At 71.5% G+C, this 14,367-nt stretch carries 12 protein-coding genes and 1 pseudogene; 6 read left to right on the forward strand and 7 right to left on the reverse strand.

The window, feature by feature from the left end; genetic code table 11:
* Positions 1 to 1,974 carry a diguanylate cyclase gene (locus IB242_RS19320; RefSeq protein ID WP_192283400.1) on the reverse strand — a complete coding sequence of 658 codons (1,974 nt, stop codon included), beginning with the start codon at positions 1,972 to 1,974 and terminating at the stop codon, positions 1 to 3.
* Between the two features lie 143 nt (positions 1,975 to 2,117).
* On the opposite strand from IB242_RS19320, the gene IB242_RS19325 reads away from it, so the two are divergent.
* Positions 2,118 to 3,467, forward strand: coding sequence for an ATP-binding protein (locus IB242_RS19325; RefSeq protein WP_192283402.1), 1,350 nt, complete (start codon positions 2,118 to 2,120; stop codon positions 3,465 to 3,467).
* A 374-nt stretch (positions 3,468 to 3,841) separates the two neighbouring features.
* Here IB242_RS19325 and glyS read toward each other — a convergent pair whose 3' ends face one another.
* Complete coding sequence (gene glyS, locus IB242_RS19330) at positions 3,842 to 6,013, reverse strand: glycine--tRNA ligase subunit beta (protein ID WP_192283404.1); 2,172 nt, start codon at positions 6,011 to 6,013, stop codon at positions 3,842 to 3,844.
* The gene (glyQ, locus tag IB242_RS19335) at positions 6,013 to 6,957 is read right to left on the reverse strand and encodes a glycine--tRNA ligase subunit alpha (protein WP_192283406.1); all 945 of its coding nucleotides are present in this window, start codon (positions 6,955 to 6,957) and stop codon (positions 6,013 to 6,015) included. The genes glyS and glyQ overlap by 1 nt, the downstream gene beginning before the upstream one ends.
* Before the next feature lie 83 nt (positions 6,958 to 7,040).
* On the opposite strand from glyQ, the gene IB242_RS19340 reads away from it, so the two are divergent.
* Complete coding sequence (locus IB242_RS19340; protein ID WP_192283408.1) at positions 7,041 to 7,784, forward strand: glutamine amidotransferase; 744 nt, start codon at positions 7,041 to 7,043, stop codon at positions 7,782 to 7,784.
* Between the two features lie 80 nt (positions 7,785 to 7,864).
* Complete coding sequence (locus tag IB242_RS19345) at positions 7,865 to 8,767, forward strand: BPSS1780 family membrane protein (protein ID WP_192283410.1); 903 nt, start codon at positions 7,865 to 7,867, stop codon at positions 8,765 to 8,767.
* Between the two features lie 6 nt (positions 8,768 to 8,773).
* Here IB242_RS19345 and tatC read toward each other — a convergent pair whose 3' ends face one another.
* The 4 genes and pseudogenes from tatC to IB242_RS19365 all read right to left on the reverse strand — a co-directional run bounded on the left by tatC (position 8,774) and on the right by IB242_RS19365 (position 11,162).
* The gene (gene tatC, locus IB242_RS19350; protein ID WP_192283412.1) at positions 8,774 to 9,538 is read right to left on the reverse strand and encodes a twin-arginine translocase subunit TatC; all 765 of its coding nucleotides are present in this window, start codon (positions 9,536 to 9,538) and stop codon (positions 8,774 to 8,776) included.
* A gap of 172 nt (positions 9,539 to 9,710) precedes the next feature.
* Positions 9,711 to 9,944: pseudogene (gene tatB, locus IB242_RS20585) on the reverse strand (Sec-independent protein translocase protein TatB); the annotation flags it as partial.
* A gap of 21 nt (positions 9,945 to 9,965) precedes the next feature.
* Positions 9,966 to 10,190: a Sec-independent protein translocase subunit TatA gene (gene tatA / locus IB242_RS19360; protein WP_192283416.1), complete on the reverse strand. Its 225-nt coding sequence runs from the start codon at positions 10,188 to 10,190 to the stop codon at positions 9,966 to 9,968.
* 87 nt (positions 10,191 to 10,277) lie between these two features.
* Positions 10,278 to 11,162 (reverse strand): lipid-binding SYLF domain-containing protein, encoded by an 885-nt coding sequence (locus tag IB242_RS19365; protein WP_192283436.1) that lies wholly within the window; start codon positions 11,160 to 11,162, stop codon positions 10,278 to 10,280.
* 151 nt (positions 11,163 to 11,313) lie between these two features.
* Between IB242_RS19365 and hemH the strand changes: the two genes are divergently transcribed.
* Genes hemH through IB242_RS19380 form a run of 3 tightly spaced genes read left to right on the forward strand, consistent with a single transcriptional unit; the run spans position 11,314 to position 14,217 of the window.
* Positions 11,314 to 12,276, forward strand: a complete 963-nt coding sequence (gene hemH, locus IB242_RS19370; RefSeq protein ID WP_192283418.1) for a ferrochelatase — start codon at positions 11,314 to 11,316, stop codon at positions 12,274 to 12,276.
* On the forward strand, positions 12,273 to 13,151 hold the full coding sequence (locus tag IB242_RS19375; protein ID WP_192283420.1) for an alpha/beta hydrolase: 879 nt from the start codon (positions 12,273 to 12,275) through the stop codon (positions 13,149 to 13,151). The genes hemH and IB242_RS19375 overlap by 4 nt, the downstream gene beginning before the upstream one ends.
* A gap of 52 nt (positions 13,152 to 13,203) precedes the next feature.
* Complete coding sequence (locus IB242_RS19380) at positions 13,204 to 14,217, forward strand: NAD(P)-dependent oxidoreductase (protein WP_192283422.1); 1,014 nt, start codon at positions 13,204 to 13,206, stop codon at positions 14,215 to 14,217.
* The last annotated feature ends 150 nt before the right edge of the window (positions 14,218 to 14,367 follow it).

The following is a 14,367-nucleotide window of genomic DNA, read 5'->3' on the forward strand; positions in this document are numbered from 1 at the left end:
TCAGCGCGGGTCGCCGCCGTGTTTCGAGCTGCGGCCATCGCCCGGCACCGCCGATGGCCGGCGCGCTGCGCCCGGGGCGGGCTCGTCGCGTACCGGCGCCCACGACATCGGCCGGTTGCCGCCGATGACCACCCAGCCCTGCGCCAGCGCCGATTCGGGATTCTGGCGCACGCTGTACAGGTCCACGCCGCGGCCCTCGGCCAGGCCCCAGATGCCGGCCCAGGCGTTGCGCCCGGCATGCTTGGCCACGTAGAGCGCGCGGTCGGCCAGGCGCAGGTCGCCCTGCCAGCCGTCGCGGTGCTCCGACCCCGGGAAGAACGGAGCGGGTGCCACGCCGATCGAGACGCTGATGCCGAGTGTGGCGCCGCCGGGCAGGCCCAGCGGACGCCGCTCGACGCTCGCCCGCAGATGCTCGGCCAGCGCGAAGGCCGCCTCGCGGCTGCTGTCGGCACGCGCGACCAGGAACTCCTCGCCGCCCCAGCGTGCGACCAGGTCGTTGCGGTCGCTGGCTTCGCGCAGCACGCCGGCCACGTGCCGCAGGGCCTCGTCTCCCACCGCGTGTCCGTGCCGGTCGTTGATGGCCTTGAATGCGTCGATGTCGATCATCAGCAGCACGCAGCGACGGTCGGCGTCGCCCGGATGCGCCTGCAGCATCGCCTTGATCCGGCTGTCGGCCTCGCCACGGTTGATCAGCCCGGTCAGCGCATCGGTACTGCTGGACACCCGCAGCTGGCGCTGGCGCCGGCGCATGCGCAGCAGCACCGCGCCGCCGACCAGCAGCGTCAGCACCGCCAGCGCGATGCTGCCGTTGCGCATCACCTGCGCGGTGCGCACGTCCTGCGCGTTGGCGCCGCCCGGGCCGAGGTCCTGTTCCACCTCGGCCTGCATCCTCGCGAGCTTGTCCAGGGCGGCGACGCGGTCGCGCTCGCGTTCCATCGTCTGGATGCGCGCGCTGTAGCCCGCCGCGCCGGCGCTGTCGCCACGTGCGGCATGCACGGCCACCAGCAGTTCCAGCGCATCGCGGGTCTCGACCACGAAACGGCCGCGTTCGGCCAGGGCCAGCGCCTGCTCGGCCTCGCCCTGGGCGCGCTCGGGCGCGTTCTCGTCGAGCGCCAGCCGCGCCAGCCCCATCAGCGTCACCGTCTGCCCGTGGATGTCGCCCACCGTCTTCTGCGCGTCCAGGGCCTGATCGAACTGGTGCCTGGCCTGCGCCAGGTCGCCCTGTCGGCGCAGCACCTCGCCCCGATGGCTGCGGACCCGGGCCAGCAGACCGGCTTCGCCGGGGCCGGCAACCGGCGCGAGCAGCGTCTCGATCCGCTGGAACTCGGCATCGGCGCGCGCGTAGTCGTCCAGCTTCAGCAGGTTGTAGGCGAGGTTGTAGCGGATGGTGGCTTCGCGCATCGGCGGGCCATGCGGGAGCTGTACCACCATCGCGACGGCCTGCTCGAAATAGGGCAACGCGCCGGCGGCATCGTCGAGCTGCGACGCGCGGGCCAGGCCGATGCCGCTCAGCGCGTGGATCGTCGTCTGCGCTTCGCCGCGCCGACGCGAGTCGGCCAGCACCGATTCGAGCAGCGCCAGTGCGCGCGCCTGCTGCGTGGTCGACATCAGCACGCTGCCCGCGTTCAGGTGCGCATCCATCCGCAGCGGCTCCGGGATGCCGGGGGCGTCCGCCAGCGCCAGCAGCTGGTCGACGGCCGCGATGGCGTCGTCGCCGCGGCCGGCGGCCCGCAACGCCAGCGCCCGGCAACTGCGGACGATGATCTCGGCGCGATCGTCCAGGTCCGGCAGCGCCAGCAGTTCGTCTGCCAGCCGCAGCGCCTCGTTCGGGTTGAGTTCGGCACTGGCCATGCATCTGCCGACCTGGGCCTGGTGCGGGCGGGGGCTGGGTGCGACCTGCGCCACGACGGGAGCGGCCACACCGACGGCCAGGACCAGGCTGGCGACGGAACGGAGAAGCAGGGAAGGAGGCATGCGGCGTCCTTGGGGACCGGGACCGGACCGGCGGCGTACGCCGGCGACGGGCGCCACTATAGCCGCTCGCCGCAGGCCGGGCCGGAGCGGGACGCCGCCGGGTACCATGCCCGACATCCCCTGGTCAGCATGACGTTCTATCGATGCCGTTCGCTTCCGATGGCCCGTACCGCCCGCCTTCCTCGGCCTCGATGGTCTGGCAGTCGCAGGAAGCCCGGATCCTGCTGTGGGTGCTGGTCTTCTTCGGCGCCTACCAGCCGCTGTCCCTGCTCGCCGCCTGGGTGCGGCTGGGGCCGCGTCTGGAACCCCTGAGCATCGCGCTGGGCGCGGTGAATGCCTGCGTGGCCTGGGCCGGCGTATTCGCGGTCCGGCGCGGCTGGCAGCGTGGCGCCGCCGGCACGTTCGTGCTGGTGGGTGTGATCCAGCTGTGGGTGGGCTACCGCTACTGGGGCCTGCAGGCGCAGTCGCCGTTCCTGCTGCTGCAGCTGCTGCTGGTGCTGGTGGCGGGCGTGGTCCTCGGCCGCCGCGTACTGTGGGCGACCGTGGTCGGGGTGCTGGTCGGCGTGCTGTGCGGTGCGTGGCGCGATGCGGTGATGTACATGTTCGCGCGCAGCGCGATGGAGATCCTGGTCGAGCAGACGCTGCACGTCGTCGCCGGCTTCCTGGTGGTGTCGGCGGTGTTCGATGCGGCCCTGGCCACCCTGCGGCGCAGCCTCGGAACCGCCCGCCGGCACAGCGAGGAGCTGGCGCGCTCGCGCGACCGGCTGCAGCTGGAAATGCAGGAGAAGGAGCGCTCGCGCGACCTGCTCGTGCACGCGCAGAAGATGGAAGCGGTCGGCCGGCTCGCCGGCGGCATCGCGCACGACTTCAACCACCTGCTGGGCCTGGTGCTGGGCTACGCCCGCCGCGGCCAGCGCAGCGCCGATCCCGGGCAGATGCGCGAGGCGCTGCAGGGCTCGGAGTTCGCCGCCCGTCGCGCGACCGCGGTGGCCCGCCGCCTGCTGGACTTCAGCCGGCTGGAGGCCAACCGTCCCGAGGTCTTCGACGCGGCGCTGGCGCTGGAGGAAATGCGGCCGATGCTGCGCCAGTTGCTGCGGCCCGAGGTGTCGCTCGAGCTGGCGGTGGTGTCGCCGGCGGCGGTGCTGTTCGACCGCGGCCAGCTGGAGCTGATCGTGCTCACCCTGGCCAGCAACGCCAACGACGCGATGCCCGGCGGCGGGCGGCTGGCGGTGTCGGTGGAAGAGGCCGATGGCCAGGTGACGATCGAGGCGGCCGACACCGGCACCGGCATGAGCGCCGAAGCGCTGGCGCACTGCTTCGAACCGTTCTTCACCACCAAGCCGGCCGGGCAGGGCACCGGGCTGGGGCTGGCGGTGGCGCACGACCTGGTGGAGGCCTCCGGCGGGCGGATGGACGTGGACAGCGTGCCCGGGCAGGGCTGCCGCTTCCGGATCGTGCTGCCCTGCGTGGAGACCGTGGCCACGCCAGGCTGACGTGGCCGTGGCCGCCACGGGCATGACCGTCGGCGCCGATCCCGGCCGTTCCGCCAGGGGGCGTGCGGCGTCACGCGTGCCGCATGACGCGCAGGCAGGCGAGCGCAGCAGGCGGGTCCCGATGACGGCGGTCCGCGCGGGCGGCGTGGTGCGCGCGCTGGCCATCGCCCTTGCGCGGGCGATCCGACCCTTGTCGCTGGCGAACGCACCCGCAGGGCCCGCATCGCCCGTTCACGCCATGGCCGCGACCGACGCACCGCCACGCCCCGGTTCCGCGGCGTGGCGCGGGCAGGGGACGCGCCACGCGTGGTCGTCCCGGTGACGGTCCGCGGAGCGCGATGCGGCTCCGCGGACACGCGACCCGGGTGTCGGGATCAGGCCGACAGGTGCTCGATCGCCGCGACCGCGCCGAGGCGGTCGCCGAGCTTCTTCAGCAGCGCCAGGCGATTGCCGCGCAGCGCCGGGTCCTCGGCATTGACCATCACCGCGTCGAAGAACGCGTCGACCTGCGGACGCAGCGTGGCCAGCCGGGTCAGCGCCGCCACGTAGTCCTTGCCGTGCAGGGCCGCGCCGGTGTCGCCGATCGCCGCTTCCACCGCCTCGGCCAGCGCTTCCTCGGCCGGCTCGGCCAGCAGCGCGGTGTCGATGTCGCCGGGGATCGCGATGTCGGCCTTGCGCAGGATGTTGCGGATGCGCTTGTTGGCCGCGGCCAGCGCCTCGGCTTCCGGCAGCGCGGCGAAGATCCCGATCGCGTCGATGCGGCGGTCGAAGTCGTACAGAGACTGCGGCTTCAATTCGGCGACGGCGTTGAAGTGCGCGGCCGGTACGCCCTTGTCGGCGTAGTAGCCGCGCAGGCGGTCGATGATGAAGTCGTAGAGTTCGTGGAGCTCCTGCTCATTGAGCGAACGCAGGTTGAAGTGCGAACCGGACGTCTCCACCCCTTCAGCGTTCGCCATCTCCGCGGCGTCGACCTTCTTTCGAAGGATCACGTCCGACATGGCCTGCTTGGCAAGCTCATATGCGTGTTCGATGAGCGCACGCAGATCCAGATCGAACCCCGACTCGATCACCGTCCTTGCCAGACCCAGCGCATTGCGCCGCAGCGCGAACGGGTCCTTGTTGCCGGTCGGCTTCAGGCCCGCGGCGAAACCGCCGGCCAGCGTGTCCAGGCGTTCGGCGATCGCCAGCACCTTGCCCAGCGGCGACAGCGCGATGTCGTCGCCGGCGAAGCGCGGCTGGTAGGCCTCGTCGATCGCCAGCGCGATTTCGCGGGTCTGCCCGCCGGCGACGGCGTAGTGGCGGCCGGCGATGCCCTGCAGCTCCGGGAACTCGTTGACCATGCGCGACTGCAGGTCGTTCTTGGCCAGCTGCGCGGCGGTCCTGGCCTGCAGCGCGTCGGCGCCGACCTGCGGCGCGATCGCCTCGGCCAGCGCGGCCACGCGCGCGACCTTGTCGGCCACGCTGCCCAGCTTGGCCTGGTAGGTGACGGTCTTCAGGCCCTCGCCCATCGACACCAGACCCTGCTTCAGGTCCTCGTCGAAGAAGAACTTGGCATCGGCGAAGCGCGGGCGGATCACCCGCTCGTAGCCCTTGGACACCTCGGCGACGTCCTTCGACTCGATGTTGGCGATGCCGATGAACTTCTCGGTCAGCTTGCCGCCGGCATCGAGCACCGGGAAGAACTTCTGGTTGATCTCCATCGTCTCGATCAGCGCTTCCTGCGGCACCGCCAGGAACGCGCGCTCGAAACTGCACAGCACCGCCGACGGCCACTCGACCAGGTTCACCACCTGCTCGAGGTTGTCCTCGGTGATGCGCGCGCTGCCACCGGCCTGCGCGGCGGCGGCCTCGACCTCGGCGACGATGCGCGCGCGGCGTGCGGCGGGGTCGACCAGCACCCGCGCGGCTTCCAGCGAACCGACGTAATCGTCCGGGCTGGTCAGCCACACGGTCTTGTCGTGCAGGAAGCGGTGGCCGCGGCTCATCCGGTCCGCCTTCAGGCCCAGCAGCTCGGCCTCGACGACGTCCTGGCCCAGCAGGACCACCAGCCAGTGCACCGGCCGGGCGAAGGCGTGCTCGTGCGCGCCCCAGCGCATCGGCTTGGGGATCGGCATCGCGGCGATGGCCTCGCGCAGGATCTCCGGCAGCAGCTCGGCGGTGCGCGCGCCCGGCTTCACCGCACGGTGCACGAAGCGCTCGCCCTTGGCGTCGCTGGTCCGCTCCAGCTGCTCCCAGGTCACGCCGGCCTTGGCCGCGAAGCCGTCCAGCGCCCTGGTCGGCCGGCCGTCGGCATCCAGCGCGATGTTCAGGTACGGCCCCAGCACTTCCGAATGCTGCTCGGGCTGCTCGGTGGCCACGCCCGGCAGCAGCACGGCCAGGCGCCGCGGGGTCGACAGCGGCCGCGCATCACCGCGCTCCACCGCCACGCCACGCTTCTCCAGCCCGGCCAGCACGCCGTCGAAGAACGCCTGCGCCAGGCCCGGCAGCGCCTTGACCGGCAGTTCCTCGGTGCCCAGTTCGATCAGCAGGGATTTCATCGCCGACATCACGCGTTCTCCTTGGCAACCAGCGACACCAGGCCCAGGGCCGCGCGCTTCTCTTCGTCTTTCAGTACCGGGAAGCCCAGCTTCTCGCGCTGCGCGTAGTAGGCCTGGGCGACCGCCTGGGCCAGCGCACGCACGCGCAGGATGTAGCGCTGGCGTTCGGTGACGCTGATCGCGCGGCGCGCGTCCAGCAGGTTGAAGCTGTGGCTGGCCTTGCAGACCTGCTCGTACGCCGGCAGCGGCAGCCCGGCCTCGACCAGCGTGCGCGCCTCGCGCTCGCAGGCGTCGAAGCGGTGGAACAGCTCGGCCACGTCGGCGTGCTCGAAGTTGTAGGTGCTCTGCTCGACTTCGTTCTGGTGGTAGACGTCGCCGTAGGTGACCACGCCCTGCGGGCCCTCGGTCCAGACCAGGTCGTAGACGTTGTCGCAGTTCTGCAGGTACATGCACAGGCGCTCGAGACCGTAGGTGATCTCGCCCAGCACCGGACGGCATTCGATGCCGCCGGCCTGCTGGAAGTAGGTGAACTGGGTCACCTCCATGCCGTTGAGCCAGACTTCCCAGCCCAGGCCCCAGGCGCCGAGCGTCGGCGATTCCCAGTTGTCCTCGACGAAGCGCAGGTCGTGCACCAGGGGGTCGATGCCCAGCGCCTTCAGCGAGCCCAGGTACAGCTCCTGGATGTTGTCCGGGTTGGGCTTCATCGCCACCTGGTACTGGTAGTAGCGCTGCAGGCGGTTGGGGTTCTCGCCGTAGCGGCCGTCGGTGGGCCGGCGGCTGGGCTGCACGTAGGCGGCGTTCCACGGCTCCGGGCCGAGCGCGCGCAGGAAGGTCGCCGGATGGAAGGTGCCGGCGCCGACCTCGAGGTCGAGCGGCTGGATCAGCACGCAACCCTGCTCCGCCCAGTAGGCGTTGAGCGACTGGATCAATCCCTGGAAGGTCGGACCTGTCATCGGCTTTTTTGCACTGCGGAAAAGCGGGCTAGTATAGGCCCAAGCCCCGCCCCACGTGGGTTTCCGCCCCGCAGCCAGCGCCCGTGAACACTGCCCGCCACGCCCCGTTCCTGATCGTCGAAACCGGCCAGCCGGTCGACAGCCTCAAGCGCTATGGCCGCTTCCCGCACTGGATCCGGGTCGCCGCCGGGCTGGGCGCGCGCGAGGTCCGCGAGGTCAATGCCGAACGCGGCGATGCGCTGCCGCCGGTGCAGGACCTGGCCGGGGTGATCGTGACCGGCTCGGCCGCGTTCGTCACCGACCGCGCCGACTGGAGCGAGCGCGCCGCCGGCTGGATCGGCGACGCGGTGCGGGGCGGCACGCCGCTGTTCGGCATCTGCTACGGCCACCAGCTGCTGGCGCACGCGCTGGGCGGCCAGGTCGACTACAACCCGGCCGGGCGCGAATCTGGCACGGTGTTCATCGACCTGCATCCGCCGGCGTTCGAGGATCCGCTGTTCGCCGCGATGCCGGCCCGCTTCGCCGCCCACGCCACCCATCTGCAGACCGTGCTGCAGCCGCCGCAGGGCGCGACGGTGCTGGCCCGCTCCGAGCAGGACGGCTGCCATGCGTTCCGCTGGGGCGCGAACGCCTGGGGCGTGCAGTTCCATCCCGAATTCGCCACCCACCACATGCGCGGCTACGTCAACGCGCGCGCCGACTGCCTGCGCCGCCACGGCCGCTGCCCGCGCACGGTCGCGCGCGAGGTCAGCGCCGCGCCGCTGGCACGCCGGCTGCTGCGGCGCTTCGTCCAGCACGCACGCGGCGTGGCCGGACGTCCCGGCTGAACCGCACGTACAGGCGCGATCGCCGATAATCCGCCGCATCCCTGCATCACCGCCGCTGGGCGGCCCCGACCGGAATCCTGATGGACGCAACACGCAAGCTGCCGGCCTCCGCTGGCGCCGAATGGCTGCTGGGCGGCTTCGCCCTGCTGCGGCAGGCGCCGCTGGCGCTGGGAACCCTGGGCGCGCTGTGGGGGCTGATGGCCTCGCTCGCGGTGATGTTCAGCCTGGCCGCGCCGCCCCTGGCGATGGCGCTGCAGCTGCTGGTCACCCTGGCTGGCCCGATCCTGTTCGCCGGCCTGGTGTGGGCGGTGCGCGAGGTCGCGCAGGGCCGCGAGGCCTCGCCGGTGCATCTGCTGCAGGGCGCGCGCGAGGGCAAGGTCCCGTCGCTGCTGGCCACGATCCTGCCGCAGGCGGTCGCCGGCCTGGCGCTGGGCGTGCTGCTGCTGACGATGATCGGCCCCGACCAGCTGCAGCGCCTGTACTCGGTCAGCGAGGAACTGAACGCGCTGGCGCAGTCCGGTGCGCAGCCGACACCGCAGCAGGTCGAGGCACTGATCGCCGGGCTGCCCGCGGGCCGCATCCTGATGTGGCTGATGCTGGGCGTGCTGGCCGCGCTGGCGGTCTCGATCATGCTGTTCCTGTCGGTCCCCAGGATTCTGTTCGACCACCGCGGCGGGTTCGCGGCCATGGGCGACAGCCTGCGCGCCGGCCTGAACAATCTGCCGGCGCTGCTGGTGTTCTTCCTGCTGACCTTCATCGCGCTGTTCGCGATCTACTTCGGGCTCACCGTGATCGGCGTCATCGTCCAGGCGGTGGCCGGCCCGCTGCTGGCGATGTGGCTGACCCAGATGCTGCTGATGGCGGTGGTGATGCCGCTGCTGGCCGGCGCGGTCTACACCGCCTGGGTGCAGCTGTTCGCGGTCGGTGCCGACCCGGTCGCGGCGCCGGCGCCGCCGCTGCCCAGCGACCGCTTCGAGGCCTGAGCAGGCTCAGTCGGCCGGCTGTTCGCTGCGGCTGCGGCGTGCCAGCAGGCGGGCGGCGATGATGCCGGCCTCGTACAGCAGGCACATCGGGATCGCCAGCAGCAGCTGGGAGATCACGTCCGGCGGGGTGATCAGCGCGGCCACCACGAAGATGCCGACGATCGCGTAGCCGCGGCCTTCCTTCAGCTGTTCGGGCGTGACCCAGCCCAGCAGCACCATGATCACCAGCGCCACCGGCAGCTCGAAGCTGACGCCGAAGGCCAGGAAGATCACCATCACGAAGTCCAGGTACTTCGCCGGGTCCGGCGCCAGGGTGACGATGTCCGGGGTGAACATGGTCAGCGCGTGGAACACGCTGGGCAGGACCAGGAAGTAGGCGAACGCGCAGCCGGCGTAGAACAGCACGATCGCCGAGATCAACAGTGGCATCGCCAGCCGCTTCTCGTGGCGGTACAGGCCCGGCGCGACGAAGCTCCAGGCCTGGTACAGCAGCCACGGCGAGGACAGGAACAGGGCGATGAAGAACGCCAGCTTGATCGGCGCGAAGAAGCCCGAGGTCGGGTCGCTGGCGATCATCTGCGCGGCCTGGCCGGCCGGCAGCTGGGAGATCAGCGGGCGGGCCAGGTGGTCGTAGAGCTGGCGGACGAACGGCAGCAGGCACAGCAGGATGACGCCCAGCCCGACCATGCCGCGCATCAGCCGCGAGCGCAGCTCCAGCAGGTGCTCGAGCAGGCTGCTCTCGGCTTCCGGTTCAGGCGCCGCGCGATTCATCGTGATCCTGCTTCTGCTGCGTGGACGTGCTGCCCATCGAGTCTGCCGTGGCGACCCCGGCGTCCGCGGCCGGCGTCACCGCTGATTCCACGGCCGGCGGCGGGGCATCGACCGGCTTCTCGACATCGCGCCGGATCGACTCCAGCCCGTCGTGCGCCGCGCCGACTTCCTCGCGCAGCTGGGCCTCGGCCTTCTTCAGTGATTCCTGGGTCTCGCGCAGGCTGCGCTTGAGCTCCTCGGCCTCCAGTTCGCGCTCCAGATCGGCACGGACCGAGTGCCACTGCGCGCGCGCGCGGCGCACCCACAGGCCGGCGAAGCGGGCTGCCTTGGGCAGCCGCTCGGGGCCGAGAACCACCAGTGCGACCACTGCGATCAGCAGCAGCTCGCCGAAACCGATATCGAACATGCCCGCGTGACTGCCGCGGGATCAGCGCTGGGAGCGGTCGCGCTCGGACTCGGTCTCGGTCTGAGACTCGGTGCGCTGCTCGTTGCGGAGCTGGCCGGCGGGCTTGTCGTCCTCGCGCATGCCGTCCTTGAAACCCTTGACCGCTTCGCCGAGGTCCTTGCCGGCATTGCGCAGGCGCTTGGTGCCGAACACCAGCAGCACCACGACGAGAACGATGATCCAGTGCCAGATGCTCAGGCCGCCCATGGCGTACTCACGTTTCGTTGAAAGAACAGGCCCAGAGCATAACGCAGCGCGGCCTCACGCATCGGCCGCGCTGCTGGACACGATGTCTCAGGGCAGCGGTTCGGCCCGCACCGGCTGGTCATCGACCGGCTCGAAGCCTTGCTGCACGGGGGCCGGAGCCGGCTGTGCCGGTGCCGGGGCACCGTGCATGCCGCTGGTCGTGGCCGGCGGCGGTGCCGGCAGGGGCTGCGCGTAGCCGCCGGCCACCGGCGCAGGTGCGGCGGCCGGGGTACCGCCGCCGCGTGCGGCGCGTGCCGAGTAGGTGGCCTCCTCGAGCTGGTCGCGGAACGCGACCACCGCCTGCGACGGCGTGCCTTGGGCGCGCGACTCGAAGATCATCCGCGGCGTGGTCGCGCTGCCGTAGGCGGCCATGTTGGCGGCATCGTCGATCTGCAGCACGGCGCCATCCAGCGCCACGCCGGCGAACAGCCCGCGCGCGCGCGACCACGACCAGATCTCGGCCTTGAACTGGCCGTCGGTGGCGGCGGCCGCGTTGCGGCCGACCGGGCCGGCCGCAACCGCGGCATCGGCACCCAGGGTGAACTTGCCGTTGACGATGCTGTCCAGGCTGCGGTCGTTGCGGAACACCAGGACCACGTCGGAGGACTGCACGCCGACCTGGAAGCCGATGCTGCCGCCGGTGAGCTTGACGAACACCGGGTTGGACCAGGTGCCGTCCGGTGTCTTGACCGACAGCAGGCCATGGCCGCGGCGACCGCCGATCACCAGGCCGGCCTTGATGGTGTCCGGGATCACGATGATCGCGCGGCCCTCGTCCAGCAGCTTGTCCGGGATCGACTGCTCGGGAATGCGCTGGATCTCGTTGAGCACGCGCAGCGCGTTGCGCGCGCGCTCGTCCTCCTCCGGTCCGGCGACGGCATGGCCGGCGGCGAGCGTCGCGGCCAGCAGCAGGGCGATCTTGGGCAGGCGGATCATGCAGCACTCCGTGGGGCGGGACGCCCACAATTGTTCAGCGAAAAAAGTAGTGGCGGCGCGATGAATCGGGCCTGAGAGCACAACGGACCGGCGCGGGAACGAAGCCGCCGGCCTGCGGTCGGCCGCGTGCCTCTGTCAGAATACCGGCATGTCCGAACCTTCGAACACCGCGCTGCTCGCGGTCAACCTGGGGACCCCCGACGCGCCGACCGCGCCGGCGGTACGTCGTTACCTGGCCGAATTCCTCGGCGACCCGCGCGTGGTCGCGATTCCGCCGCTGGTCTGGAAACCGCTGCTGCATGGCCTGATCCTGCCGCTGCGTGGTCCGCGCTCGGCGGCCAATTACGCCAAGGTCTGGATGGACGAGGGTTCGCCGCTGCTGGTGCATACCCGGCGCCTGGCCGGCGCGCTGCAGACCTGCCTGCCGCAATGGAACGTGCTGCCGGCGATGCGCTACGGCACCCCGGCGCTGCGCGGGATCCTGCGCGACCTGCGCGCGGCCGGCACCCGCCGGCTCGTCGTGCTGCCGCTGTATCCGCAGTACTCGACCACCACCACCGCGTCGGTGGCCGACGTGGTGGCCGAGGAGACCCAGGGCCTGGATGTCACGCTGATCGAGGACTACTCCGACGATGCCGGCTGGGTGGCCGCGGTCGCAGGCTCGATCCGCGACGCGCAGGGGCCGGCCGCCGCGTACCGGCATCTGCTGTTCTCCTTCCATGGCCTGCCGCAGCGCGTGGCCGATGCCGGCGATCCGTACCCGCAGCGGTGCCAGGCCAGCGCCCAGGCGATCGCCGCGGCGCTGGGGCTGCCGGCGTCCGCCTGGTCGATGGCCTACCAGTCGCGGTTCGGCCGCGAGCGCTGGCTCGAACCGTCGACCATCGCCGAACTCGACCGCCTGGCCGCCGCCGGCGTGCGCCAGGTCGACGTGGTCTGCCCGGGGTTCGCGGTCGACTGCCTGGAAACACTGGAAGAGGTGGCGCTCGGCCTGGCCGAGCACTTCGCCGCCAAGGGCGGGCAGCTGCGCTACATCCCCTGCCTCAACGACGCCCCCGCGCACGCCGAGGCGCTGGCCGCGCTGGCGCTGCGCGCCGCCGGGCGCGAGGAGTGACGGCCGGCGAAGTCCGGTTTCCTGTCGCCTGGGGCGAACTGGCCGGGCTTCGCATCGCGCATCCGGGCGCGCCGAAGGTCATCGCGCTGCATGGCTGGCTCGACAATGCCGCCAGCTTCCTGCCGCTCGCGTCGCGGTTGCCGCCGCTGGACCTGCTGCTGCTCGACCTGCCGGGACATGGGCGCAGCGGCCACCTCCCGGCCGGGACCGAGTACGCCGCGACCACCGCGATCCATGCACTGCTCGATGCCGCCGATGCGCTGGGCTGGGACCGGTTCGCGCTGCTCGGCCACTCGATGGGGGCGGGCATCGCGGCGCTGGCCGCCGTCGCCGCACCCGGGCGGGTGGAGCGGCTTGCGCTCATCGAGACCCTGGGCCCGCTGGCGGAAGAACCCGGGCAGGCGCCGGCACGCCTGCGCGATGCGGTGGCGGCGACGCGCGCGTTGCCGGGCAAATCCCTGCGCGTGTTCGCCGACCTCGCCGCGCCGGTGCGGGCGCGCATGCTGGCCAACCAGCTGTCCGAGTCCAGTGCCCGGCTGCTGGTCGAGCGCGGCACCCGACCCTGCGACGGCGGCCTGGTCTGGAGCAGCGATCCGCGGCTCACCCTGCCCAATGCCCAGCGCATGGACGAAGCGCGGGTGCGGGCGCTGCTGGCGGCGATCGGCTGTCCGGTCCAGGTGCTCTTCGCCGAGCCGGCGCAAGCCTACTTTCCCGATCCGGTGCGCCGTGCGCGCGCTGCTGCGTTGGGCGATGGGCACGTCCATGTGCTCGCCGGCACCCACCACCTTCATATGGAGCAGCCCGAACAGGTAGCCTCGCTGCTGGGGCCGTTCCTGGCCGGTGCCGCGGAGGCGGGCCTGACGGCGATGCCTTGAGCCAATCAGTGAGGGCGCGCGGCGCCCGCCAGTCGTCGCGAACGGAGGTGCCATGTCGCTCTACCCGTTGTTTGCCGACCTCACCGGCCGCGAGGTGCTGGTCGTCGGTGCCGGCGATGTCGCCGCACGCAAGATCGGCGCGCTGCTCAAGGCCGGGGCCGTGGTCCGCGTGCATGCGCACACCGTGCCGGATCCGGAAGTCGCCACCTGGCTGCAGCAGGGGACCGTCACGCGGCTGCATGGCGAGTTCGATCCGGCCTGGCTCGATGTGGTCTGGCTGGTCGTGGCCGCGACCGACGATGTGGCCTTCAATGCCCGCCTGGCCCATGAAGCCGGCCGACGCAGACGCCTGGTCAATGTCGTGGACGATGCAGAACTCTCCACGTTCCAGGTCCCCGCCCTGGTGGACCGGTCGCCGCTCATGATCGCCATCTCGTCCGCAGGCGCCGCACCGATGCTCGCGCGACGCGTGCGCGAGCGACTGGAAACACTGCTCGACCCGGGGCTGGGCCGGCTGGCGGCGCTGTTCGGCACGCATCGCGAACGGATCCGTTCGGCCTTGCCCGACATGCGCCTGCGCAGGCGCTGGTTCGAGCGCGTCCTCGATGCCGGGCTCGAGGCGCGGCTGCGCACGGCGGAGACGGGGGAGGGAGAGGCGGAGTTCCTGGAACTGCTGGATCGGGCCGATGACGGCCAGCGCATCGGGCAGGTGACTCTGGTCGTGGCGCCGGACGATCCGGATCTGCTGACCCTGCGCGCTCTGAGGTCATTGAATGAGGCCGACACCATTGTCATGGCGGCAGGACTCGGTTCCGGCGCGCTCGAGCCGGCGCGCCGGGATGCCCACCGTGTCGCGGCTGGACCGGACGTTCCGGCTCAGGCCGGTACCCTGGCGATGCACGGCGACCGCGTGGTGGTCGCGGTTCCGCATGAGGATCCTGCACTCGCCGCAGTGCTGGAGCAGCATCTGGCCGCTTTGGGTGTGCGTTGTCTGCGGGCATCTCCGCCACCTCTATATAGAGACGCGGCAGGCGCTGGAAACGGCGCCGCCAAAAAAGATGAATAGAGGGCTTCCCTTCTTGTTCGGAGTGGCCCATAATTCGCGCCCCGCTGACGAGGACTACGGTCTGAGGCGACGGGGACCGGGCCACCGGGGTGTTGCGAACTTCTCTGAAGTCGCTATACTGGGCGGCTCCCCTGAAGGGATCGGTTGATC

The sequence above is a fragment of the Xanthomonas sp. XNM01 genome (assembly GCF_014851915.1).
Lineage (GTDB): Bacteria > Pseudomonadota > Gammaproteobacteria > Xanthomonadales > Xanthomonadaceae > Pseudoxanthomonas.